The sequence below is a fragment of the Virgibacillus litoralis genome (assembly GCF_017873675.1).
In the GTDB taxonomy this organism is placed as follows: Bacteria; Bacillota; Bacilli; order Bacillales; family Amphibacillaceae; genus Lentibacillus; species Lentibacillus litoralis.
The window spans coordinates 1-25722 of the sequence record NZ_JAGGKK010000003.1 but is presented as its reverse complement, the minus strand read 5'-3'; the positions used below and the strand labels follow the sequence as shown (position 1 = coordinate 25722).

Annotated in this window: 20 protein-coding genes and 1 pseudogene; 20 read left to right on the top strand and 1 reads right to left on the bottom strand. The window is 36.6% G+C overall.

Annotation, left to right across the window (positions count from 1 at the left end):
* The first annotated feature begins 96 nt into the window (after positions 1–96).
* The 13 genes and pseudogenes from J2Z82_RS03900 (at position 97) to J2Z82_RS03840 (ending at position 18804) form a co-directional block, all read left to right on the top strand.
* A complete protein-coding gene (locus J2Z82_RS03900) occupies positions 97–501 on the top strand; it encodes an ACT domain-containing protein (protein ID WP_209479483.1) in 405 nt (134 codons plus the stop codon).
* Between the two features lie 10 nt (positions 502–511).
* On the top strand, positions 512–1285 hold the full coding sequence (locus tag J2Z82_RS03895; protein WP_209479482.1) for a glycerophosphodiester phosphodiesterase: 774 nt from the start codon (positions 512–514) through the stop codon (positions 1283–1285).
* Between the two features lie 30 nt (positions 1286–1315).
* Complete coding sequence (locus J2Z82_RS03890) at positions 1316–2299, top strand: aldo/keto reductase (protein WP_245251089.1); 984 nt, start codon at positions 1316–1318, stop codon at positions 2297–2299.
* On the top strand, positions 2289–3056 hold the full coding sequence (locus J2Z82_RS03885) for a sugar phosphate isomerase/epimerase family protein (protein ID WP_209479481.1): 768 nt from the start codon (positions 2289–2291) through the stop codon (positions 3054–3056). The genes J2Z82_RS03890 and J2Z82_RS03885 overlap by 11 nt, the downstream gene beginning before the upstream one ends.
* Before the next feature lie 25 nt (positions 3057–3081).
* Entirely contained in the window at positions 3082–5193 is a 2112-nt protein-coding gene (locus J2Z82_RS03880; RefSeq protein WP_209479480.1) for a DUF5054 domain-containing protein, read from the top strand.
* A gap of 603 nt (positions 5194–5796) precedes the next feature.
* Positions 5797–7053: a group II intron reverse transcriptase/maturase gene (gene ltrA / locus J2Z82_RS03875; RefSeq protein WP_209479479.1), complete on the top strand. Its 1257-nt coding sequence runs from the start codon at positions 5797–5799 to the stop codon at positions 7051–7053.
* Between the two features lie 144 nt (positions 7054–7197).
* Positions 7198–8931 (top strand): class I mannose-6-phosphate isomerase, encoded by a 1734-nt coding sequence (locus J2Z82_RS03870; protein ID WP_209479478.1) that lies wholly within the window; start codon positions 7198–7200, stop codon positions 8929–8931.
* 92 nt (positions 8932–9023) lie between these two features.
* Positions 9024–9941 carry an ROK family protein gene (locus tag J2Z82_RS03865; protein WP_209479477.1) on the top strand — a complete coding sequence of 306 codons (918 nt, stop codon included), beginning with the start codon at positions 9024–9026 and terminating at the stop codon, positions 9939–9941.
* Between the two features lie 2457 nt (positions 9942–12398).
* Positions 12399–13544 carry an SIR2 family protein gene (locus J2Z82_RS03860; RefSeq protein WP_209479476.1) on the top strand — a complete coding sequence of 382 codons (1146 nt, stop codon included), beginning with the start codon at positions 12399–12401 and terminating at the stop codon, positions 13542–13544.
* Positions 13528–15360, top strand: coding sequence for an ATP-binding protein (locus J2Z82_RS03855; RefSeq protein ID WP_209479475.1), 1833 nt, complete (start codon positions 13528–13530; stop codon positions 15358–15360). Before J2Z82_RS03860 ends, J2Z82_RS03855 begins: the two co-directional genes overlap by 17 nt.
* Positions 15361–15969: 609 nt before the next feature.
* The gene (locus J2Z82_RS03850; protein ID WP_209479474.1) at positions 15970–17025 is read left to right on the top strand and encodes a M42 family metallopeptidase; all 1056 of its coding nucleotides are present in this window, start codon (positions 15970–15972) and stop codon (positions 17023–17025) included.
* A 131-nt stretch (positions 17026–17156) separates the two neighbouring features.
* Entirely contained in the window at positions 17157–17600 is a 444-nt protein-coding gene (locus J2Z82_RS03845) for a MarR family winged helix-turn-helix transcriptional regulator (protein WP_209479669.1), read from the top strand.
* A 19-nt stretch (positions 17601–17619) separates the two neighbouring features.
* A pseudogene (locus tag J2Z82_RS03840) lies at positions 17620–18804 on the top strand (MFS transporter).
* A 44-nt stretch (positions 18805–18848) separates the two neighbouring features.
* On the opposite strand, the gene trhA reads toward J2Z82_RS03840, so the two are convergent.
* On the bottom strand, positions 18849–19496 hold the full coding sequence (trhA, locus tag J2Z82_RS03835; RefSeq protein ID WP_209479473.1) for a PAQR family membrane homeostasis protein TrhA: 648 nt from the start codon (positions 19494–19496) through the stop codon (positions 18849–18851).
* Positions 19497–19650: 154 nt separating this feature from the next.
* Here trhA and J2Z82_RS03830 point away from each other — a divergent pair, with 154 nt between their 5' ends.
* The 7 genes from J2Z82_RS03830 (at position 19651) to J2Z82_RS03800 (ending at position 25401) form a co-directional block, all read left to right on the top strand.
* Complete coding sequence (locus tag J2Z82_RS03830) at positions 19651–20631, top strand: LLM class flavin-dependent oxidoreductase (RefSeq protein ID WP_209479472.1); 981 nt, start codon at positions 19651–19653, stop codon at positions 20629–20631.
* Between the two features lie 15 nt (positions 20632–20646).
* Positions 20647–21678 carry a low-specificity L-threonine aldolase gene (ltaE, locus tag J2Z82_RS03825; protein ID WP_209479471.1) on the top strand — a complete coding sequence of 344 codons (1032 nt, stop codon included), beginning with the start codon at positions 20647–20649 and terminating at the stop codon, positions 21676–21678.
* A 234-nt stretch (positions 21679–21912) separates the two neighbouring features.
* Complete coding sequence (locus J2Z82_RS03820) at positions 21913–22263, top strand: lmo0954 family membrane protein (protein WP_209479470.1); 351 nt, start codon at positions 21913–21915, stop codon at positions 22261–22263.
* A 19-nt stretch (positions 22264–22282) separates the two neighbouring features.
* A complete protein-coding gene (locus tag J2Z82_RS03815) occupies positions 22283–22912 on the top strand; it encodes a PspA/IM30 family protein (RefSeq protein WP_209479469.1) in 630 nt (209 codons plus the stop codon).
* A gap of 95 nt (positions 22913–23007) precedes the next feature.
* Complete coding sequence (gene liaF, locus J2Z82_RS03810; RefSeq protein ID WP_209479468.1) at positions 23008–23739, top strand: cell wall-active antibiotics response protein LiaF; 732 nt, start codon at positions 23008–23010, stop codon at positions 23737–23739.
* Positions 23736–24779, top strand: a complete 1044-nt coding sequence (locus tag J2Z82_RS03805) for a sensor histidine kinase (RefSeq protein WP_209479467.1) — start codon at positions 23736–23738, stop codon at positions 24777–24779. Before liaF ends, J2Z82_RS03805 begins: the two co-directional genes overlap by 4 nt.
* Entirely contained in the window at positions 24772–25401 is a 630-nt protein-coding gene (locus J2Z82_RS03800; protein WP_209479466.1) for a response regulator, read from the top strand. Before J2Z82_RS03805 ends, J2Z82_RS03800 begins: the two co-directional genes overlap by 8 nt.
* Positions 25402–25722: the final 321 nt, after the last annotated feature.

The following is a 25722-nucleotide window of genomic DNA, read 5'->3' as shown; positions in this document are numbered from 1 at the left end:
GCTGCTCAAGTCATAAATGGGATTGTTTTTTAACAGCTGGTGCAATTTTAGTTGGACCTAATTTATAGTTTCTGGACTTACTACCGCAGCATCTCTATGGGTATTGGCTTATCTGTTGGTTCCGGAAATTATGTTATGGGTATTTATTGTACAATTCTAGTTTTAATTGTGTTTATCATCTTACCTCGTTTTGAAGAAAGGATTATTAGGAAATCGAAATGGGATATATCGTTAACAATGCGAGATCAACCAGGTGTTTTAAGTAGGGTTACTTCATATCTTGAAGAGCATGAAGTTATTGTTATACACATTAATACGTTAAATAGTAATAAGGCAGAAGATGAGATTTGTCTAGAGCTTAAAATCAAATCGAACTTATATATAGAAAAAATTATACTAGGTTTAAGAGATTTAGAAGGTGTCCATACAGTTTTAAGTTATGGGAAATCTAACGATAATGCTATTAAAACGGAAGATAACTCACAAAATAAAATTTTTTAATAGGAAGTAGATGGTTAATATCGATTCTATATATCAGGGAAACCACTTATTTTATATTGGTGCCCACAGAGGAGCTTCTAAAGTTTTCCCGGAAAATACGATGTCGGCTTTTAAAAAGGCTGTTGAATTAAACGCTGATATGTTGGAATTAGATGTTCACCTTACACAGGACGAACAAGTGGTGGTGTACCACGACTTTTATCTTGAAAAGAACACAAATGGAAATGGATTTATTGGTGAACGGACAGTATCAGAAATTAACAAGCTAGATATAAAATCAAGTCTCCTAAAGGGAAATAAGGCTGAGAAAATACCTCTATTAGAAGAAGTTTTAGCATGGGCTAAAGATAAAGTATGGATCAATATAGAACTTAAACAAATGGAATTTTTAAATGAACCTCTCGCAAAAAAGGTTGTTGGATTAGTTGAGTATTATCAGATGGAAGACCAAGTCCAACTAATGTCCTTTAATCATAAATCGTTGTTGGATATAAGAAAATATAATAAGAAAATAATGACTAACGCGATATCGGCATCACTTATAGTTAATCCAATCGGCTATCTCGATTCTATAAATGCTCAAGTACTAAATACCCCTATTATTCACTTGTCACCGAGTATAATAGGAGAACTTCACAATGCAGGATTTCTAGTGCACGGAAGTATGAGTGACAGTACTGAGGTTTGTAGAAGATTGTTAGAGTGGAATGTGGATGCGATGGATACCAACGTGCCAGATATTATGATTGAAGAAAGAACGAAATTTTTACAAGAAATTAACTAAATAGTGAAGGGCTTAGAAAGGGGTATTTTCTTGAAGTATCAAATTCTAAATGGGTTTAATAGAAATCAACCAATTGAAAAAAAGTGTTCCCGTTTAATAATGGGTTCAGGTGGTTTTCATCAATTTAAAAATAAAAATGATATCTATGATATTCTGAACGAATTCATTAAATTAGGCGGTAATGTACTAGATACAGCTCATCAATATATTGACAGTGAAAGAATTTTGGGAGAATGGCTCAGCGGTCGAGAAGACCGAAGTGATATTTACATTCTTACAAAAGGCGCGCATCCAGATGATGGGGAACCAGGAAATCGCGTGAATCCCAAATCAATTACAAAAGATATTAATGAAAGCTTAGAGCGACTAGGAACAGATTACATTGACTTTTACGCTCTTCACCGAGATGACGAAAGTGTTCCGGTTGGTCCAATAATCGAATTGTTAAATGAACATATCGCATCAGGGAAGATTCACGCAATCGGTACATCAAATTGGTCATATCAAAGAATTCATGAAGCAAACCTTTATGCAGATAAAAATGGTTTAATAGGATTTATGTTTAATAGTCCCAATTTAAGTTTGGCTAAAAGCAATGAACCAAGATGGCCTGGATGTGTATCAGTAGATGATGAAATGCTGAATTGGCATAGTGGGAATCAGTTGCCACTTTTTGCCTGGTCATCACAAGCAGGTGGTTTTTTTAGTGGTAACTTTAGTCCTGAAATTAGGGAAAATGAAGAGATAGTTAGAGTATATTACAGTGAAGATAACTGGGAACGATACAGGCGTGCAGAGAAACTTGCTGAAGAAAAAGAGGTAAGTACGATCCAAATCGCTCTAGCATATGTGCTAAATCAAGACTTTCCGACTGCTGCAATTATTGGCCCTGAAAAAATAGCAGAGCTAGTTTCTTCTATAGAAGGTGCAGAAATTGGACTTACTAAACAGGAAGTGGATTGGTTAGATTTACAAGCCAATTCAATGATTGGGAGTGTAATAGATGAAGCATAAATTCGCTACGCAATTATATACACTTAGAAATGAAATCAGTAAAGACTTTCCATCAGTATTAAGAGAGTTGAAAAAAATGGGCTGGGAAGCTGTTCAAATTGATGGATTATTCGGTTACCCTAAGGAAGAAATAGCGGAGGTATTACAAGAAACTGGTCTAAAAACAGCTGGTATGCATGTGAGCCTAGAAAGAATGAACAAAGAGCTTGAGGCAGTACTTAAAGAAGCTGATTTATTTGGAACAACAGATTTCTTCTGTGCTTCGTTAGAAGAAGATATGCGAAATCTTGCTGGGTACAAAAAGGTTAGAAGGGACCTACTTGATATAACTAAAGAAGTTAAACCATTAGGTTACAGGGTAGGTTACCATAACCATGACTTCGAATTTAAAACCTTAGTTGATGGCAAGTTTGCTCTTGACTATATTTTAGGACCAGAGGAAAGTCATTTTATTCATCCTGAAATTGATACATATTGGGTTAAAAAAGCTGGAATTGATCCAATAAGCTATATTGAAAAATTCCCTAATCAAATACCTATTTTGCACCTCAAGGACATGACCAACGATGATAGAGAATATTATGCTGAAATAGGAACAGGTTCTATTGATTTTAAACCGATTTTAACTTGGGGAGAAAAAAATAATGTAGAATACTATGCAGTTGAACAAGATTTTTGTCCTGGTAGCCCTTTAGATAGTCTTGAACTTAGTCTATCAAATCTTATAAAAATATCAGAAGACATAACTAGCAAATAATCCATTCAGAAGGGGTGAAATCAACTTGCAAAACATTGAAGTAGTTCATGTCATATTTAAAACGCATTTAGATATTGGTTTTACTGATTTAGCCCAAAATGTTACCAATCAATATATAAATTCATATATCCCAAAAGCGATAGAATTATCTGAAAGTTTAGCGCGTGACGAGGACAAAGCAGGATTTGTGTGGACAACAGGTTCATGGTTAATTCATGAATATCTAACACAAGCAAATAAAGAAGAGCGAGAAATGATGGAGGATGCAATAAACAAAGGCTATATCTCTTGGCACGGTCTCCCATTTACGACGCATACAGAGTTAATGGATACCAATTTATTTAATTATGGTTTATCAATAGCAAAAAGATTAGATGAAAGCTTTTCAAAAAAGACCATTGCTTCAAAAATGACTGATGTTCCAGGACACACGAAGGCAATGATTCCATTGATGGCAAAGCAAGGGATAAAGTATTTACACTTAGGTGTTAATCCGGCTTCAAAAATCCCATCAGTGCCAAGTATATTCGTTTGGAAAGGAACAGATGGATCTGACATTATCGTTAATTATGCAGACAACTATGGTGATGTTTTGTTGATTGAGGAATTGAACGAGGTAATGGTATTTGCTCACACTGGTGATAACTGTGGACCTCCCTCTTTAGAAGATATAAAAAAAGAGTTTAAGAAATTAAAAGAACGATTTCCTAATGCTGAAATTAAGGCTTCAACAATGGATGCTTTTGCAGCAAAATTAGAACCGTTTAAAAATAAACTTCCAGTTGTCTACGAAGAAATTGGAGATACATGGATACATGGAGCAGGTACTGATCCATCCAAGGTTGCTCAGTACCGGGAATTACTAAGACTACGAAATAAATGGATAGAACAAAATAAATCATATGAAACAAGTGAAGAGTGTAGACTTTTTTCAGATTTCTTGTTGTTAATTCCTGAACATACATGGGGCTTAGATGAAAAAAAATTCTTGAATGATTACAAAAATTACTCAAAAGCAGCGTTTAATCATGCAAGAGAACAAGACGAGATTCAAGAAGACTCTGTTCCTGACAAGTATAATTATATCGGTTCATTTGCCATGAATGAATTTGATGAGATGTCAGAACAAATGTTTATGGCCTGGGAAGGTAACAGCTATAAGTTGTTTGAAAGCTCATGGAAAGAGCAAAGAGGTTTTATTAAAAAAGCGGTTAAGTGCTTATCAGATGAAAAAAGAAATGAAGTAAAAGAAGCATTTGCTTCCCTTAAACCCCAAAAGCACGAATATGAAAAATCAAGAAAGACCTCAGTCGCTACAAAATTCAAATTTTCAAACTATGAAGTGGAGTTTGATATCGATGGTTCAATATCTTACCTAGCTGACAACGCAGGGAAAGAATGGGTTAACGAATCCAACCGACTAGGTGTGTTCTGCTACGAATCATTTGGTGTAGAGAATTACAATACTTGGTTTGAACAGTATGTAGAAAATACAAGCCGAACGCACCACTGGTCTGACGCCGACCAAGGGAAGCCTGGGATGGAGTTAGTTACCCCGAAACCTGAATACAAGGAATATAAACCAAGGCTGGTTAACCTAACGGAGGTTGATACAGAGGATTCTACTATCATTAAAGCAAAACTTACGATGCCCGAAGCCAGTGTTGAGTTATTTGGAGCACCGAAGGAAGTAGTAATAGATTATAAGTTTTATAAGAATAATAAATCAATTGATATAGAGGTTAATTGGTTTAACAAACAAGCAAATCGCTTACCTGAAGCATTGTGGTTTTCATTTAATTTAAATGTTGATAATCCCAATATGTGGAAAATGGAGAAAATGGGTGATTTCATCTCACCTTTAGAAGTTGTAAAAGATGGAAATCGCAATCTACATGCCATTAACTCAGGACTTCACTATCATGGTGCTGACGGTAAGGCAATTATTGATACTAAGGATGCTCCACTTGTATCTCCTGGTGAAAAAAGATTTTTACAGTTTGACAACACGGCTCCACCATTAAAAAATGGATTCCACATTAATTTATATAATAATATATGGGGCACAAATTTCCCTATGTGGTATGAAGAAGATGCAAAATTTAGGTTTTCTTTGAAATTAGATTCATATAAATAGAATGGCAAAATCTAAAGTTGGGATCGCATCGACAATGCGTTCCCCTTTTATGTGTGCCCGGCATGTGTGCAATCTATAGGGTTTAAGTCTCGAACGGTGAAGGTCATTGTAACCGTTAGCTGAAGGCAAGGGTGTCCAGGGCGACCTGGAATCTGAAGGAAGCCGGAGGCAAATCTCCGACCCAAGGAACACGAATCTCATAGAAGGCTGTCATTCTGGGATGAGGTGGCATAACACACTAAAGTCCTAATGACCAAAGGGGTTGGCAGTAAATGAGGCGGGTGCATGGAGAGGAAGAGTGTGCATTTACCTGGGGAGGTCTGTCGGATACACGAAGTACACTTTGCAACCTGTCCAGCGATGGACAGCTGAGCCGGCAGAAGTCAGCCGAGGCCATAGTACCTTCTTAACTCGAGATAAGAGGGGAAGGGCCGAATCTTTAAGGAAGAGCGATCCTTTCGGATGCATCCTTCTGTAAGGACACAGCCAACTCCGCAGGAGTCTACTCAAAGGAGGAAGTGGTGAAGTCCACGGGGGACTTTGAGAGAGTGGAACAGAAGATGAAACGAAGAAAGAACATCGCTCGCGTAGGAGAGATATCTAATGATGGAACGCATCCTATCACGGGAAAATCTCATACAAGCGTTGAAACGCGTGGAACGTAATAAAGGGAGTCACGGTGTCGATAACATGCCCGTACAAAACCTGCGAAGTCATGTAACCGAACACTGGTCTACCCTGCGTTCAGAGCTCGAGAAGGGAACCTACCAACCTTCTCCAGTACGTCGAGTCGAAATCCCGAAACCAGACGGTGGAGTACGGTTGTTAGGTATCCCTACCGTGGTAGACCGTTTCATCCAGCAAGCCTTAGCCCAAGAACTAACCAAGGTGTTCGACCCCACCTTCTCGGAACACAGTTATGGTTTTCGTCCCAAGCGAAATGCCCATCAGGCGGTACGCAAGGCGAAAGCGTACATTCGAGAAGGTAACCGATGGGTCGTAGATATGGATTTAGAAAAGTTCTTCGACAAAGTCAATCATGACAAGTTAATGGGACTTCTGGCGAAGTCCATTAAAGACAGCAGACTTCTCCGGATTATCAAACGATATGTAAAATCGGGGATACTCATGAATGGCGTGTGCGTTCAATCGAAGGAAGGAACCCCGCAAGGCGGTCCGTTAAGCCCGCTCTTGGCCAATATAGTTCTTCATGAATTAGACAAAGAACTCGAAAAGAGAGGGCATAACTTCGTTCGGTACGCCGATGACTTTCATATCTACGTTTCTTCCCGGAAGGCAGGTTATCGAGTGATGCACTCGACTACTGCATTCATCGAGAAGAAGCTCCATTTAAAAGTGAACCGGGAGAAATCAGCCGTCGACCGACCGTGGAGAAGAAAATTCCTGGGATTCAGTTTCACGCCTCACCGCGAACCGAAGGTACGCGTACACAGGAAAAGTATACGAAGACTGAAAGAAAAGATTTGGGAATTAACGTCGCGGTCGAAAGGGTGGAGCATGGAATTCCGTATTATGAAGCTGAATCAATATCTTACGGGATGGTGCGGGTATTTCGCGTTAGCAGATACGAAGAGCACCTTTGCCAGACTAGACAAATGGATTCGACGCCGGTTGCGGATGTGTCTTTGGAAAGAGTGGAAACTCCCAAGGACTCGCAAGAGGAAGCTTATTGGTTTAGGAGTCCCAAAATGGAAGGCCCATGAATGGGCGAATACCAGAAAGGGATACTGGCGGATTGCGGAGAGTCCTATTCTAAGCAAAACCCTAAACAACTCCTATTGGAATCGTTTAGGGCTTCGTAGTCTGTATGAAAGATATATTTTCTTACGTCAAGCTTAAGGAAAACGCCGTATACGGGTCCGTACGTACGGTGGTGTGAGAGGACGGAGGTTAGTCACCTCCTCCTACTCGATTTCTACGATAAGAGTACCTGCTCTTGGTTAAAATGTAAAAAGTTTAATGAAAATAATTAGGAGGTACGCTATGGGAAATTATAACAAATCGCCTGAAGTAATAGTGAAAGGAACACATAAAGCATGGATAGGTTATCAAGATATTGTTAACGAAATAAAAAAATGTATCGATGGTCGAAAAGAACAAATCATTTTAGGTATTGAATGCTACCCAGGGGTTAGGTACGACGAGATTATCGAGGGGTTAATCAAACCGCTCGATGCTGATCAAGTTATTCATTCTGATAATTTAGCGTATAATGTTGAAAAAATTACCCAAATGATAGAAAGAAATTTAACTAATGATCGTGTATTTGGTGTAATGTCCAATCATAAATTACATGAATTCTTTGATGAGAATAAATTAACGATAGCTAGAAATGAGTTATCAAACAAGAAGTTAACAATTATTTATGGTGTTGGTGCTTCGATTGTACAGCAACCAGATATTTTAATTTACGCCGATTTAGCTAGATGGGAGATTCAAGGACGCTATAGATCACAAGAACTTGCTAACTGGAGATCGGATAATTATTCAGAAGATATTTTACGAAAGTATAAACGTGGATATTTCTTTGAATGGAGAATTGCAGACAGGCAAAAAAAGCAACTGTTTGAACAAATTGACTACTTATTAGATACGAATCAAAAGGATAATCCAAAACTCGTAAGCGGAGAAAATTACCGATCTGCCTTGATACAGGTAGTGGAAACCCCCTTTCGTTTGGTTCCTTTTTTTGATGAAGGGATTTGGGGAGGCCAATGGATGAAAGAAAAGCTTTCACTAGATCCAAATGTTAAAAACTTCGCATGGGGTTTCGATGGTGTTCCTGAAGAGAATAGTATTTATTTAAATTTTTCAGGTACTAGGCTTGAGATTCCATCTATTAATGTTGTTTTTGCTCATCCTGTAGAATTACTAGGGGATAAAGTACATGCTCGCTTTGGGACAGAGTTTCCTATTCGTTTTGATTTTTTAGATACAATGAATGGCGGAAATCTGAGTCTACAGGTTCACCCTTTAACAGAATATATTCAAGATGAATTTGGTATGCATTATACCCAGGATGAAAGCTACTACATATTAGAGGGCTCAGATGATGCAAGTGTCTACTTGGGTGTAAAAGAAGGGATTAAGAAGGAAGATTTATTGAATGGTTTAGAAAGAGCGGAATTAGGAGAAATTGTCTTCCCAGATGAAAAATATATTAACAAACTTCCTGCAAAAAAACATGATCATTACCTGATTCCTGCTGGGACAATCCACTGCAGTGGAAGAAATACAGTTATCTTGGAAATTAGTGCAACTCCGTATATATTTACCTTTAAATTGTGGGATTGGGGTCGAGTAGGGCTAGATGGTTTACCACGCCCAGTACACCTTAACCATGGAAAGAACAATATATTGATTGAGCGAGATGAGGAATGGGTCAAGGAAAACCTTGTCAATCGCACCGAAACGATTGAAACAGGAAAAGGATGGACAGAAGAAAAAACAGGTCTCCATGAAAATCAGTTCATTCGGACGCATCGGCACTGGTTTTCGGAGAAGGTATATCATAGCACACATAATAGCGTGAATATGTTGAATTTAGTAGAAGGAAAGGAAGCTATTGTAGAAAGTCCAGCGGAAGCCTTTGATCCTTTTATCGTTCATTATGCAGAAACGTTTATCATTCCAGCTTCATTAAAAGAATATACCATCAGGCCTTACGGACAAAGTGATGGGGAAACCATTGCAACAATTAAAGCATTTGTAGAGTGAAATTTTAATAGGACTAAGCTTAAAAGTGGGCTATTTTTATCGAAAGCCAAACGTAAAATCAATCAAAGAGGTGGTTTTTTATCGCGAGTTATGTGATTACATTAGATGTAGGTGGAACTTCTATTCATGCGGCAGCTGTATCAAGTAACGGAGTTGTCCCAAAAGAAACTATAGCTACTTATCCTTCATTAGCTAATGAACCGAAAGATGTGATATTAAATCACATTAAAAATATAATTGTAGAACAAATCAAATTAATTATGGAATTAAAGAGTGATGTCAGTATAGTGGGTATTGGGATTGCCTTTCCCGGTCCTTGTGACTATCAAAGCGGAGTTTGTTATATAAAAGATTTAGCAAAATATGAATCTCTTTATGGAACAAATGTAAAAGAAGAACTGCAGAATCGGTTAGCTAAAAAATCATTCATAATTAGCCTTTCGCTAAATAATCTCAAGGTTCTTATCGAAAATGATGCGGTGTTATTTGCATTAGGTGAATACGTAGATAGATATAAAAAGCGAAATGTGGAAAGAATCGCTTCTTTTACCTTAGGAACAGGGATAGGTTCAGTATTTATGGACCAGGGAGATATAGTTAAAGGTCATTGGGGCGTACCAGAAAGTGGCAATATTTTTAATGTCCCATTTAAAAAAGGTATAATTGACGATTATATTTCTAAAAGAGGGATATTAAATTTGGCTCAAAGTAAAGGTTTTGATAGTAGAGAACTAGATGTAAGAGAATTAGCAGCATTGGCTATAAGGGGAGAAAAATGTGCAATGGAGGCGTTTAATGATTTTGGGGCAATAATGGGTGAAGCTGTTAATCCATTTATTGATTCTGTAAAACCTGAAGTAATTGTATTTGGAGGCCAGATAGCAAAAAGCTATCAGCTTTTCGAGTCACATTTTAAGGGGAATTTATCAGATTCTAGTGTGAAGGTAGATATCTCATATAGCCCACTTATTAGCACGTTTATTGGAGCGGCGTCTCTATTTAATAAATAATATGAGCCTCTCTACTAAATGTAAGCAGCTCCGTTTCGGTGGAGAAACATACGAAATAGAATATTAATAAAATCCGCCCGGTTTAAGGGCGAAGTGACTCTACGCTACTGAAGCGTGCAATTGATACTGGGAAAGAAAAAGATGAATTCTTGAAGAAGATGCAAAATATGCGCTAACAACCATGTATAAGATTGTTAATAAGTTTACGTTTTAATTATAGTAAATGGAGATTTTGGATTCTGGCTTAGCTAGGTGGAAGTTTATTAAGTGTTCTTTATTATTGAGTAGTTGAAGTAGATTTTGGACTTAAGTGTTAACAGTGATGTTTATTATTTCTGTAAATTTTAGTCTCAATTATAACATCCTTTCTATATATATTTGGTTAATTAAATTATATTAACTTTGTCTGGTTTATTAACAAAAATTAATCATAAAAGTTACCTTATGACTAGCTTATGGAGTATTGTTATGTAATATCGACAGTTAGCCAATCATGGTGGTAAGTTGGTGGCAATCGGGTGAAAAACTTAAACATGTTGCCACCAACACTATTTGATAAAAAATCAACCCTTTAAAGCCTAATCTATTATAATTAAAAGTACATTTCTATCGACAGAGTAGAGTTCACTTTAAGTTTTTTTACCTAATAAAATACTTGCAAGAACAAGAGTGAATTGAAACTTTATATTTTTTCAATAAAAATAAAATGTTCATGTTTTGATTATGTTCATATTTATAAGCAACTATAATTATGCGAAAGTAAATATCAAAAAATGTTGATTTAATGGTTTTTTTAACTTTTATTTTTATATGTTTCCTATGTTAATATACGGGCGGCATACTTTAAGCATGTATATTTTCAATTAAACTAATTTACAGACTATATATAAAACATGATTCGTTCTTTATTCTAATTCTAAGAAAAAATGCTAACATTTTGCTAACGCACGGAAGTGAAAATCGTAATTTCACATGAAAGTTGATACAGCAAGATAATTCAAAAACGTTGATATACCGCTATTTTGTAGCATGATGTTAAAGATGTTACAGCCTTTCATCTTATGGGCGGCATGATGTAATAAATGATTTATAATTATTAGATTGAATAATCATAAGTTACGCATACCTATTATTTCACTCTTATTGAAATAAAAAAACGGAAGTAAAAGCACTTCCGCCAATTGCCATAGAAATTTTAGTTCTTTTCATAAAAATTACGGATAATCCTTTAAGTTTGGAGGAATTTAACAATCAATGTCGAATCTTGTTAAAGAGACTACAAAATTAAGTGATTCAATAAATAAAAAGAGGGATAAATTTGATGCCTGTTCAAGCATGGAATTTTTCATAAATAAAACTGCTGAAGGCGATCTACTATTTTATATTGTTTTATATAGATAAGTTCTCATAACATGGATTATGTGAATAATTAATGTTGAGTCAAATATACCTAAATTAGGTTTATTTATAGGGGAGGTTCGTATGAAAAGACTTGCAGAATTTTAGCGTTCTATAAATAGTTTAGGAAATTCGCATCTAAAAAAACTAAAAGATAACAATTATTCTATTAGAAGCAAATACCTAACAATTTTTGGTCCAAAGAACGATAAATGGGAAAAAGTATTTTTAAAATCAACTAGGCTTAAGGTTTTAATAGATTTACCTAGTTTACAATTCACAGAAGAAAGTATTTATGAGAGACTCGGGTTGAAGAAAGTTCCAGCACAAAGTAATCAGACGGGTTTGCGTATTAACCATCAAAATGATAGAGATCAACTGTTTATAAATATTTATAAGCAAGATTACCAAAAATTTTCGTAGAATCTAAATATATGTCGTACAAACTGCGTAGAGCACGGACTGGAGTACGGAGAATATCACTACCATAACGGAAATAGCTCCGGCAGCAATATCGATTGGGAAAATATCAATTCTTATCTAGAAAAGAAGGAAGAAAAAGTTCCACATCCTTGGTATGTAAAGGTTTTTGATTTTATAGGAGACCTCCTTTATAGTCTTTTGCAAGGTCTCTTTTATGGTGTGGTCTTTGCGGGTATATTATGGCTTATCGCAAGTCCTGTATTCATATATAACAAGTTTTTCAATAAAAGGAACTAATAAGAAGGCATTCACATTCAAAAACTTTAATGGTATTAGAATAACTAGTACCATAAATAGTTCAAGACTTGACTTCGAGACACTATGGGTGTTATGTACCTTTCACTAACACTGATACTAATCTCTTTTTAACCATTGATGTAATCAAATTTTGAACTTTGGGATTTGAATCTCCATTTAATATGATTAATGATAATGATGAGAATTACAGCAATAAGTATAGGTTAATTACGCTAAGATCTTACCAATACTAAATTATCTATCTTGTAGTTTTTATTTTGGTTTGCATTAATTGTAAAAGATAGAATTTTATAGCGATTTATTTATGGGGGTAATTTAATGAGTGAAGAAGACTTCACACAAAATATATATCATATACGGGCTGGAGAGGATAACTTAAGGGGAAAGAGTTTCAGCCATCAAATTAAAGAGGTTTCTACTTTTATTAAACACCAATGTAGTAGTGAAAATTTGAACTTCTTAATAGGGTCTGGTGCTTCCCTTCCAGCGGTACCTTTAATGTCATGGATATTTTCCAACATTAAACAAAAAGAAGAGATAGAACCTTACTTGGGTAAATTTATAGATAGTGACGATATCGAAAATTATCTTAATTGGTTAAATAATGCAATTACGTTTCATGGAGAAGAATCTGGAGAAGCATATCCTTATCAAAAAGCCTTTAAAACTACCAAAGATGAATTATTAAAGACAATGCCTAAAAGATATTTTGAGTTGGATGATCCTTTTAACGAAAAGGTTGTTGAGACGCTTGAAAACTATAAAAATTTTTACGGAAACATTTTTAATCAAAGAGAGTTTAAGAATCATTCTCCTTTAAATGTTTTTACCACTAACTATGACTTATTTAATGAAGTAGCTATGGAGGACTTAGGCATTCACTATTCTAATGGATTTAAAGGTAGCGTGAAGAGAGTTTTCAACCCATATGAATATAGGTTAAGGTTAGTGGATGATCAAAATAGATATAAAGAAAAATGGAGTACTCTAAAGAGGTACATAAAGCTTCACAAATTACATGGTTCAATTGATTGGGAATATAGTGACGACCTTAATTCTATAATTCAGCAAAATCCTAAATACAATGATAATACAGAAAATGTGATGATTTACCCTACTATCCATAAGCATCTTGAGTCTCAACAATCACCCTATTCGGAATTAATAAGAGAATTCACAACGAATTTACAAAAGCCTGATTCTACATTAGTCGTAATTGGGTACGGATTTCCCGATGATCACATTAATCAGTTAATTTCTCAAGCTTTAAATAATGAAGATTTTACTCTCATTGTATTTGGAAATTCTGATGAGCCGAAAGCTAAAAGTTTTTTGAAAGAGAATATGGATAGAATGAACTTCCATTTTATTGGTGGAAGTTTCAAGAGCCAGGATGATGGCCACTATTTTGCTAACTTTATTGAGTATCTAGGATGTGATAAAGAAGATGAAGAATCAGAATAGCATAGGAGTTATAAGCAAGGCCTTTACAAACAAAATCTTAATTGAAATTTCTAATAAAGACAAAATTAATCACAATTATAAGGGGGACTTATATTTATTTGAAGGAATAAATACATTTATTACAATTTATAAGTCTCGTTACCAGAAATTTATTTATCAAGTAACTGGATTATTTGAACAAGAGAAACCTTTGATAAAAGAGGAAGAATCTAAATTCAGTGATTGTTTATACTTTGAGGCTACACCGTTAGGGGAAATAGAGAATAAAAAGTTTAATTTTGGTTTATCAAAATTTCCTATGATTGGGGATTATGTGTACCTGACACTAACGGAGGACATAAATACTATCTTACAGTTAAATAACCAAATTGACTTATCTTTAAGCATTGGTTCAATGGCTGCTTATGATGGCTATTACCCGAGATTCAATGTTGACGAGTTATTATCTCATCATATGAGTATTTTGGGTAATACCGGATCGGGTAAGTCTACAACTGTTAGAAAGTTAATAAATGAAGTTATAGAATCAGCAAAGGATAGCTTTGATATTGATAGTGCAAACTTTGTTATTTTTGATGTACACGATGAGTATAATTCAATACCTAGTGATAATGTTAACGAGGTTGATGTAGAAGATGATTTAGCAATACCATTATCTACTTTATGCAAAGAAGATTGGATAAACCTTGTCCAACCTTCTCCGGGGGTCCAACTACCAGTGTTATTAAATGGTCTACGCCTAGGCAACTTAATTAGCAAAGAAACTGACTTTAATAATTGGATCAACGCTTATTGTGCATTATTTATGTATGAAAATGTCCAAACAGAAGTAGTGGGTAAAAGAACTAAAATAGTAAATCTATTAAAAGACATAGATGACGAAAAGGTACAAGAAGCACTACGATCATATAGCTCTCAATTCGGAAGTATATCCAATGGCCGAGAAGAAACATTTATAGAAGCCTTGAAAATTTTTATTAAAAAAGAGTCCGGCTATCATTATGAAGATTGTAAAGAAGTAATTGCAAGTATGATGGAAGAAGCAGATTGTTCAGTAGATGATCTTTCTAAATTAGAAACAGGTATAAATATGGTCTTCTTATTTGAAGAAATAAAAGGTAACTCTCAAGTTCGTTCGCATTGTTCGACACTAATGACCCGAATTGACAACTTAATAGCAACATATTCAAATTCTTTATTCGATAAGACCAAAGAAAAAATAGAAGAATTCAATAAAATTATGTCTTTTCGAAAAGGGTTTACTATATTTAAAGTGTCCAGTATGGATGATAATGATTTATTGTTTTTTACTGGGTATGTCCTTCGTATTATTTATAATACTCAAAAGGATAAGCGAAGAAATCAGGGAAATATAGAAGAAATGTTTCACTTTATTTTTGATGAAGCCCATAAATATATTCAAGAGAGAAGTTATGAAGAACCACTACGTTCGCTGAAAGTCTTCGAACAAATTTCAAAAGAAGGTAGGAAATTCGGTATTTTTATGATACTTGTAAGTCAAAGGCCTGGAGAGCTTTCAAAAACTGTTATGTCGCAATGTAATAACTTTATTTTACATAGAATTCGAAACAATATAGATTTGGATCAAATGAGGAAAAGTATTCCTTATATTAATGAGTCACAGCTAACAAGAATATCTTACCTTAGAACTGGAAGTGCTTTACTAGTGGGTGAAGCCTTCTCAGTACCAATGGAAGTATTAGTGAACGGGTCTGAATATGGAGAATACTCTAAAACAATATTACCATCAAAGATTTGGAAGAGGGTAGCACAGGTACCATTCTTTACAGATTGAACCATTTGAATGCATTTTAAAGTAAAGAGGCTTAATTAATCAGTGATAGATTTTTAACAAATGAGCCATTACTTAGAAGCCTTTAATATTGATATTGGGCAGTGATTTAGAAAGTCTTCAGAATTTCTTCTCAAACATCTGTAAAATAGACTGAAAAAAATTTGTTAATTACATCTAATTAAATGCGGATTTTCTTATTCTGCTTTTGACTTGTAGGTTGCGGTTGCCGAGGTATCACAAGGTCAGTCCCTCAACCTCCTTGATAAGGATATTTTATTTAATTTTTAAAATAGTTTCAGCAATTTAAACATATAACGTTTAAATGTTAATGAATTATTTTATCCGGGTTGGAAAGGTATTTCGGAAACTCCGCTAGCTTATAAAGCTCGAGAAGATTTTTTTAAGTAATTTAATATTAAAATGAGTTATTTATTCAACATTAATATTATCGTGATTAGTAAGCTAACATATATATGATTAAAGTGTTACAAGTTTATGCTTTAAGTTATAGTGATTTTAATGATTTTCTTAAGAAGGTTTGTTGTTAGCTCCCGCAATTAACGATACAATATAAGAAGTAGATTTATAGTTAAGGAAGGAGCAATCATTTTGACTACATATCCAAACGTAAACGAAACGAAAGAACTTATTAAACAGCTGGTTTCTATCCCGAGTCCATCAGGTAACACTGAGAAAGTGATTCAATATGTGGAGGATTTTTTACAAAATCTGCAGGTGGAAACAAAGCGCAATCGTAAAGGCGGCTTAATAGCGACATTACCTGGAGCAAATGACAAGGAACACAGAATGTTAACCGCACATGTTGATACACTAGGTGCTATGGTTAAAGAAGTGAAAAGTAACGGCCGTCTGCGTCTTGATCTTATCGGCGGTTTCAAATATAACGCTATTGAGGGTGAGTACTGTGAAATCGAAACCACCAGCGGCAACGTTTACACAGGAACAATCCTAATGCATCAAACTTCCGTCCATGTCTATAAGGATGCAGGAAAAGCAGAGCGTAATCAGGAGAATATGGAAGTCCGTATTGATGCAAAGGTTGAAAATGCTGATGATATTCGTGCACTTGGAATTGAAGTAGGGGATTTTGTTTCCTTTGATCCTCGTGTTCAGATAACAGATAACGGTTTTATTAAATCACGTCATTTAGACGACAAGGCAAGTGTTGCCGGCCTTATGCAACTTATAAAAAGGGTTAAAGAAGAAAATGTCACATTACCTCATACGACACATTTTCTAATTTCAAACAATGAAGAAATTGGCTATGGTGGTAACTCCAATATAAATCCTGAAACGGTCGAATACCTGGCTGTCGATATGGGTGCAATGGGCGATGGCCAAACTACAGATGAATACACCGTTTCTATTTGTGTGAAGGATGCCAGCGGACCATATCATTATGGATTGCGTAAGCATCTAGTAGAGCTTGCAGAATCAAACAATATTGGGCATAAATTAGATATTTATCCGTACTACGGTTCCGATGCATCAGCTGCTATCAGGGCTGGGCATGATATTATTCATGGACTTATAGGACCGGGAATTGATTCATCCCATGCATATGAGCGAACACACGAGACGTCATTAAATTATACGGAACAACTTCTTTATCAATATGTACTTTCTGAAATTGTATCCTACTAAGGAAGCAATGGCCCGGCAGAAGCTGGGTCATTTTTTTAAGCAAAAATATTTTGTATACAAAATATATTTACACAAACAATATTTTCATATATACTAGTAAAATACGTTTGAAAGGGGAATTACTTTTGTCTATGTCAATGGATAAAGCAATTGGTTCTGCATCGGTTCGGCTAAGCAAAAAAATTACACGGATTATAAACTATTATTTAAAGTCTTTTAATATTACGACAGAGCAATGGAGTGTTCTCCGTACATTAGACGAATCTGGTCAGGTGACACAAAAGATATTGTCTGAACGGGCGGATAAAGATCAGGCAACATTAACCAAAATCCTTGATCTGTTGGAAAAGCATGAGTATGTGTATCGCGTTCGAAATCCGGAAGACAGACGTTCTTTTTTAATCAACATTACAGATAGAGGCTCACAACTGGTTGAAGAAGTTGGACCCTATCTAGAGGAAATTTATCTCAAAATAATCAATGATATTGATAAAGATCAACTAGCAATTTTTCAAGAAGTTTTGCATTCACTGGAGAGCAACATCGATTCACAACTAGACGAAGCAAACAAATAGAAAGAAGGAATTTATTTTTATGGGTAGAAATACATCAAGATTATGGACGTCCCAATTTATAGTCATTGTCGTGATGGCTTTTTTATTTTTTCTATGTTTACAATTACTGACTGCAGGTTTTCCTGCATATATTATGGAAATTAAAAAGAACCCGACACAGGCTGGTCTGATGACAACGGTCTTTATGGGGGCAGCGATTTTAACGCGTCCTCTGATCGGCTACTTGATTCATAAGGTTGATGTTAAAGTAATGAGTATTGTTACACTGATCCTATTGGTGTTAACGATCGGTCTGAGTTACGGGCAGACTTCCGTAAGTCTCCTGCTGTGTCTGCGGGCGTTGCATGGGGTTTCGTTTGGTATTATTACTACCATACTCTCCACTTTGGCGACAAACATTATTCCGGTTAAGCGGCTTGGGGAAGGTATCGGCTATTACGGATTAGCTACAAGTGTTGGAACAAGTGTGGCCCCAATGTTTGCCATTTCGATGCTGTAGCTATATTCATACAATCTTTTAATTATAATGTCCATTGTAATGACAATTGCTGCATTGGTGCTTGGATTTTTTGTGAAAACTCCTAAGTTTAGTGCCCATGCCGATACAGACAAGCAAATTTCATTTAAGGAGTATGCATTTGATAAGAAGGCATTACTTCCATGTATTTTAGCAATGTTTTTTACAACGACTTTAGGAGGAGTAATCAGTTTTTTGAGTGGTCTTGGCGCGGAAGCTGATATTGGAGCATCTGTTTCATTATTTTTCCTGGTGATGACAGTTATGATGGTTGTTGTTCGTCCATTCTCCGGGCGATTGTATGATAATCTGGGACACAAAATTATTATTTATCCTGCTGCAATTTCTGGCATTATCGGATTATTTCTTTTATCAATTACCGAGAATACGATAACATTGCTTATAGCTGGGGTACTGTACGGTTTTTCTTATGGCATTATGACACCAACTTTACAGGCAATTGCTGTTGGTTTCGTGGAAAAAGAAAAGCAGGGGACTGCCAACGCCATGTTCTTTTCATCGATGGATCTTGGGATTGCAGTTGGATCAACGGGGCTTGGTGTGCTTGCATCCCTTACAAGCTATCATTTCATTTATGGTTTTTCCATTATTAGTTTGCTAGTATTGCTGTTGCTATATACATTCGTGTTTGTCAGGGGTGAAAATGCGAAGGAAACGGCATTATAAAAAAAGGGAAGCCACCAACGCTGATTGGTGGCTTTTGCTTTAATTTACAGTACATATCTATATATACAAAAAAAGTGAAATAGACTTCCGAACAGGATGAATATATGAAAAATCTCGTGGAATCCCATATGTTTAAATGATAGAAACTTAGGCTTGAGCCAGTAGATAAATGCCCCCACCGTGTAAAAAAGACCTCCAAGGATTAGCAGAGTCATTCCGTTGATACCTATGATTGGCGCAAGTGCAGGGCTATAAAATACAACAATCCACCCCATCACAATGTATAATGCTGTCGACAGCCATCTGGGTGAGTGAAACCAAACTAATTTAAATGTTACTCCGGCTATTGCGATACTGCTGATCACTGCAAATAAAACCCAGCCGGTTACCCCCTGTAAACTTATTAAGCATAGTGGCGTATAGGTCCCAGCGATCAGTACAAATATCATGGAATGGTCAATGCGCCTTAAAAAGGCAATGACATGATCTTTTGCAACAACCATGTGATATGTTGCTGACGCTGCATATAGCAAAATCATGCTGACACCAAAAATTATCACGGCCATGATTGCTAGCATAGAATCTGTCGTTGCTGCTGCTTTTATGACCAAGGCAAGCAATCCCACAAACGATAAAATAGCGCCAAACAAATGTGTCAGACCATTAATTGGCTCACGTATATAAATCCCCATCTTTTGAAACACCTTCTTAACTAGTATGTAGTTTTAGAAACTATATGACGATGATATATGTATGTTAATATGTAGTCAATGATTATTGGTAGAGGCTCTTACAAGGATTTTTTTAAGAAACTAGATATTTTGAACTGAAAGAAGGTACTGCAAAATGAGGTTAAGTATTCTCGACCAGGCTCCGATATCAAATGGTAAAACAGCAAATGAAGCATTAGCAGCATCGATAAAACTGGCCCAGACTGGTGATGATTTAGGTTATACACGTTATTGGATTGCCGAACATCATGATTTGCCAGGATTAGCTTGCCCTGCACCAGACCTTATGCTTGGAATGATCGGAGCGCAGACCAGTCGTATCAGAATCGGTGCTGGTGCTGTACTGTTACCTCACTATAAGCCTTTTAATGTTGCAGAAAGATATAATATGCTTGCAACTCTATTTCCGAATCGTATCGACCTTGGGATCGGACGCGCTCCTGGTGGTTCAGCTGAGGCGAGCATTGCGTTATCAGGTGACTTTTTAAAACAGGTAAACCAGTTTTCTGATTCAATTGATGAAGTCCTGGGGTTTTTACATAATAGTTTTCCAAAGGATCACATGTATTCGAAAATAAAGCCGTCTCCAGTCCCAACGTATTCACCAGAGCCTTGGTTACTTGGCACAAGTGAAAAAAGTGCAATATTGGCTGCTGAGAAAGGTCTTCCATATGTGTATGGACACTTTATGAGTGATGCAGATGGTCCTTCAATCGTTAAGCAATATACAAATAAACATTCAGAAACGATTGTTACAGTGTCAGTCATATGTGCAGAAACAACAGATAAAGCTAATGAATTGGCATTAAGCAGTCAGCTTTGGAGCGTGCAGCGTGCAAAAGGTGAGAGCAGCGGACGTATTCCATCTGTTGAAGAAGCTAAGACGTACTCTTTTTCGGATAAAGAAAAAGAAACGATTAGGAAATTGGAACGCAAAATGATCATAGGTAATCCAAAAGAAGTGAAAGAGCAGCTTGAACAACTGCAGCTGCTTTATCAGGTAGATGAATTTATGCTTGTTACTATTACACACAGTTATGAGGCAAGACAGAAATCTTACGAGTTAATTGCAAAAGAAATGTTAGCCGATAACTAATATGGAGGGGAAACGATGATTGACTTACGAAGTGATACAGTGACTAAACCAACACCAGAAATGCGACAAGCGGCCTTCGATGCAGTAGTTGGCGACGATGTATACCAGGAGGATCCGACTATAATAGAATTGGAGGAATTATCTGCTCAAATGCTTGGCAAAGAGGCTGCAATGTTTGTCCCAAGTGGAACTCAGGGAAACCAGATTGCCGTATTGACACACTGTCAGCCAGGGCAGGAAATTATTTTAGAAGCAGATTCCCATATTTTTATATATGAGGGTGCATCCATTTCAGCACTTGCAGGTGTCCAGCCAAGAACCATAGCTGGAAAAAATGGTGCAATGGATCCCGGTGAAGTGCAAGCGGCTGTTCGTGGAGACGATATACATTTACCAGAGACAGGGCTGATTTGCCTAGAAAATACGCATAATCGTGCGGGCGGAGCAGTTGTTTCACTTGATAATATGCAAGCAATTTTTGAAATGGCCCAGCAACAAAATATACCTGTTCATCTTGATGGGGCACGTTTGTTTAACGCGGCAGTTGCTACAGGAATTGATGTAAAGGAATTTGCGGCGTATACTGATACGGTTCAATTTTGCCTGTCTAAAGGGTTAGGTGCACCCGTTGGCTCGATAATTGCAGGATCTACCGACTTTATCAAAAAAGCAAGAAAGTGGCGTAAACGCTTAGGAGGCGGATTAAGACAAGCTGGTATTATTGCTGCACCAGGTTTAGTCGCATTACGCACAATGGTTGACCGACTAGCAGAAGATCATGAAAATGCGCAACTATTGGCAGACGGATTGAAAGAAGTAAGTGGCTTAACAATCGAAAATAACGTCGATACAAATATAGTGCTTGTATATACTGAAGATGCTGGATTACGTGCAGAACAATTTTTAGAGATGCTCAAGGAATCTGGTATTCTAGCAGTACCATTTGGTCCATATACAGTCCGATTTGTAACGCATTTTGACGTTTCGAAAGAGGAGATTCGGAGTGTGATCGACCGAATTGGTGCTTTGGCAGGTGCGAATCGATAAAGTTCGACACGAAAACGATAAACATCGACATTGAATCGATAAAGGTTGAAGCGAAAACGATAAACATCGACAACAAAACGATAAAGAATCAGGGTGTGCTTTTCCTCTTCAGGGGTAGCACACCTATTTTTTATTGTTTTATACGCCTTGAGACCTAGTTCAAAATATGGCTGTGGATCATTACAAGGACGCTGTTTAATCGGTATGATTGATTTATGAAAGGAGGCGGGATACATGAAAAAATTTATGTTGTTCGTCGGAGGGTTGGTTGCATTTTTTATTTTGCTGGCTAATCTTGGTCCGATGGTTTTACTAGGAGTCAGTGTATGGCTGCTGTATATCATCTTTAAAAAGTTCATCAAAAGTGATTCTGCAGCGGGAAAAATTGGCTGGGTAATCGCTGGTTTATTTGTATTAGGTATTGGACTGTCAAACATCTATGCAGTAATCGGCATTGCAGCAGCATATGTCTTGTACTTAATTTACACAAGCTGGAAAGATGATGATCAATCAGTTGATCAAGTAGTGGAAAATAATGACCCATTCACAAACTTTGAACGCCAATGGGCAGAAATAAATAAGTAATCTAAAGGAGCGATTTATAATGACAAATATATTTACACGGATAAAAGATTCAGTTTCGTCAGATCTTCATAATATAATGGATCAAAAGGAACAGAAAAATCCAATTGCAGCATTAAATCAATATTTACGCCAAAGCGAGCAGGAAAAGGAAAAAGTACGCAAGCTTGTTGAGCGTCAATATAAACTGAAAGATGAGTTTACCAGAGAATATCATAAGGCACAGGATCTTGCGGATAAACGCCTGAAACAAGCAGGTATCGCAGAAAAAGCAGAAGAAGCACAAATGCATGAATTTGCTGTAAGAGAGCATGAAGAGTATCAAGTACGTGCAGATCGTATGAAAGCATCACGTGAAGAAGCAGTTGAGCAATTGGAAACATTAGAACAGAAATATGAAGAGATGAAGCACAAACTTAAAGATATGCATTTACGCAGAATGGAACTAATGGGTCGTGAAAATGTTGCACACGCGAACCATCAAATAAATAAGGTAGTGGAAGAAACATCAGAAAAACCTTTTTCACGCTTTGCTGAAATGGAGCAGTACATTGAAGGTCTGGAAAACAAAGTAAACACCTCCTATTACAGAAGCACATTTGACAGTAAAATTGACAAACTGGAAAAAGAAATGCAAGAAAAAGCAAATTAAAAGCATTATGTATCAACATATGAAAAAATGATATACTGAACAGGCGCAGTCCTTCTGCGTCTATTCTACATAAAGTATAAGAGGAGGGTCACTTCATGTTTCAACGTTTGTCGACAGATACCTTTAACTGGATATTGATAATTGGAGTGATTCTTTTTGTAATAGAAGTCGCCTTTTTTCATGGAGGGATGATTTTTTCAGCTTTATTTTCGGGCTTTTTTATCTATATCGGCTGGAAAAAATTCTATCGACTATGGGGAAAAGTCTTTTTCTGGCTCGGGGTAGTTGGTTTAGTATTTGCTGTCTTAAATATGCTGGCAGTCCGTTTCTTAATTCTGGCAGCTATCGTTTTATTCATCATAAACTATTCCAAGTCAAAGCAGGAATCGGAACAAATAAATCCAAGATTAACTGTAACCGAAGAGGTGGAAAGTGAAACTGTTACTCAATTGAAGCCATTGTTCAACCATAAAGTTTTCGGTGATCAACGTACGGAAGATACAGCATATCAATGGCGGGATATTAATATTCATGCAGCTTTTGGAGATAGGATAATTGATTTAAGTAATACCGTTCTTCCTAATGATACTGTAGTGATTTCGCTACGTCATATCATTGGAAACGTTGAAATACATGTTCCTTACGAAGTAGAAGTGAGCATACATCATAGTGCCATTTTTGGGCGTGCTCATATTCTAGGAAAGCATCATTGGAAGTTGATGAATCAATCGCTTCTCTATCAAACAGAAGACTATGATACAACATTTCCACGTGTGAAAATTGTAACGTCAGTACTCTCCGGAGATATTGAGGTGAAGCGGATATGAGTCCTATTTTACGTCACGTCTTCACCGCGATTTTATTTACCTTGCTAATCACGCTAATAATGATTGGGATTACAATGGCAGCTTTTCCACTTGATAACTGGTCGTTAATAATTGAGCGAACGATTTATGATGTGCCATTTCTAGTATTTGTGTTTGGAATACCAATCGTTGCAGGTGCAATTATTGGTGTAACTACGGGATGGTACTGGCGACAGCGGCTGCTGCGTGTTTCGAAGCACTTGGATGAAATTGCTAAAGGTCAAAAGATATCTACCGATGATGAAGCCTATAAAGAGCTTGATAAAATTCAGCAATTCATGGAACAAATCCAGGAAAAAATACGAATCCAAACGGAAAATGCACAACGATTGGTTACTGAAAGAGCGAATGAACGTGAAAAGAGTTTACAGGAAGTTGTCGTCCAGGAAAGGAATCGTTTGGCAAGAGAACTACATGATTCGGTTAGTCAGCAGCTGTTCGCAGCGTCCATGATGATGTCAGCCATTAATGAATCGAATCCACCCGATGATGTATCGATTAAACAACAGCTGCAAATGGTGGAAAAAATGATTCATCAGTCACAGCTTGAAATGCGTGCATTATTACTTCATTTGCGTCCTGTTGCACTTAAAGGGAAATCTCTTCAGGAAGGTGTAGAAGAGTTATTGGTTGAACTTACACAAAAAGTACCAATGGAGATTGACTGGAAAGTAGAAGCACTTACTATTGATAAGGGTGTAGAAGACCAATTATTTCGAATTCTGCAGGAATCTGTTTCAAACACCCTTCGTCATGCCAAGGCATCTTCCTTCCATGTCATGTTAATCGAACGTGATGAAACTGTAATTATGCGTGTAGTTGATGATGGAATTGGATTTGATATGGGACAGGTTAAAACTAGTTCATACGGACTTCAAAATATGCGTGAACGTGCTTTTGAAGTGGGAGGAACGTTTAAAATTATCAGTTTGCCCGACGAAGGAACAAGGCTGGAAGTAAAAGTCCCAAGCTTTAGAAAAGAAGGTGAAAGTAATGATTAACGTACTATTTGCTGATGACCATGAGATGGTTAGAATAGGTGTCGCAGCCTACCTGTCAGCCCAACAAGATATTGATGTTATCGCTGAGGCTGGTGATGGTGGAGAGGCAGTTGAATTAGCCCTGGATCTGAGGCCTGATATCATCTTAATGGATCTGGTAATGGAAGAAATGGACGGAATAGAAGCAACAACGAAAATTATCGAGCAATGGCCAGAGGCAAAGATTATTATCGTGACAAGCTTTCTTGACGATGAAAAGGTGTATCCGGCACTTGAAGCAGGTGCAACAAGCTATATGCTGAAGACCTCAAAGGCAAACGAAATCGCGAAAGCAATCCGGGCAACTTATCAAGGTCAATCTATTTTGGAGCCTGAAGTAACAGGTAAGATAATGAATCGGATGCGCGAAAAGCCTGTCGATAGTCCACATGATCAATTAACTGATCGTGAGATGGAGATATTAATGCTTGTTGCACAGGGTAAAACAAATCAGGAAATTGCAGATCAATTATTTATTGCCTTGAAAACAGTAAAGGTTCACGTTAGTAATGTTTTAGGAAAGTTAGAGGTGCAGGATCGAACACAAGCAGTTATTTACGCCTTTAAAAATGATTTAGTATAACATAACCACGTTTTCTAACGTTAAAAAACCACAATAACATTATTAACTTGTGAGGCATAACAGTAATTCACAAGTTAAATCTCACCTAAATGGATTGGATATTTCTCCAAGCCATTTTTTCTTTTTGAGTTTACTGTATTTATTGACTGGTGTTCACGGATTTGGCGGATCCTCATTCCGTTATTTCCTTAAAAACGCCTATTTTGATCGTGTTATGTAATCCTCATTCCGCTGATATGAACAAAACTGTCAAGTCCCAAGCTGTTTTTCCCTTTTTTGGGTATACTTAATACAAGAAGCCATTTTAACTTCTTTTTATGG

Coding starts and splice junctions, on each gene's coding strand:
- J2Z82_RS03845 (WP_209479669.1), top strand. CDS start 17,157: ATGTCAATGGATAAAGCAATTGGTTCTGCATCGGTTCGGCTAAGCAAA.
- trhA (WP_209479473.1), bottom strand. CDS start 19,496: ATGGGGATTTATATACGTGAGCCAATTAATGGTCTGACACATTTGTTT.
- J2Z82_RS03860 (WP_209479476.1), top strand. CDS start 12,399: ATGAGTGAAGAAGACTTCACACAAAATATATATCATATACGGGCTGGA.
- J2Z82_RS03855 (WP_209479475.1), top strand. CDS start 13,528: ATGAAGAATCAGAATAGCATAGGAGTTATAAGCAAGGCCTTTACAAAC.
- liaF (WP_209479468.1), top strand. CDS start 23,008: ATGTTTCAACGTTTGTCGACAGATACCTTTAACTGGATATTGATAATT.
- ltrA (WP_209479479.1), top strand. CDS start 5,797: ATGATGGAACGCATCCTATCACGGGAAAATCTCATACAAGCGTTGAAA.
- J2Z82_RS03900 (WP_209479483.1), top strand. CDS start 97: ATGGGTATTGGCTTATCTGTTGGTTCCGGAAATTATGTTATGGGTATT.
- J2Z82_RS03815 (WP_209479469.1), top strand. CDS start 22,283: ATGACAAATATATTTACACGGATAAAAGATTCAGTTTCGTCAGATCTT.
- ltaE (WP_209479471.1), top strand. CDS start 20,647: ATGATTGACTTACGAAGTGATACAGTGACTAAACCAACACCAGAAATG.
- J2Z82_RS03820 (WP_209479470.1), top strand. CDS start 21,913: ATGAAAAAATTTATGTTGTTCGTCGGAGGGTTGGTTGCATTTTTTATT.
- J2Z82_RS03800 (WP_209479466.1), top strand. CDS start 24,772: ATGATTAACGTACTATTTGCTGATGACCATGAGATGGTTAGAATAGGT.
- J2Z82_RS03885 (WP_209479481.1), top strand. CDS start 2,289: ATGAAGCATAAATTCGCTACGCAATTATATACACTTAGAAATGAAATC.
- J2Z82_RS03830 (WP_209479472.1), top strand. CDS start 19,651: ATGAGGTTAAGTATTCTCGACCAGGCTCCGATATCAAATGGTAAAACA.
- J2Z82_RS03895 (WP_209479482.1), top strand. CDS start 512: ATGGTTAATATCGATTCTATATATCAGGGAAACCACTTATTTTATATT.
- J2Z82_RS03805 (WP_209479467.1), top strand. CDS start 23,736: ATGAGTCCTATTTTACGTCACGTCTTCACCGCGATTTTATTTACCTTG.
- J2Z82_RS03870 (WP_209479478.1), top strand. CDS start 7,198: ATGGGAAATTATAACAAATCGCCTGAAGTAATAGTGAAAGGAACACAT.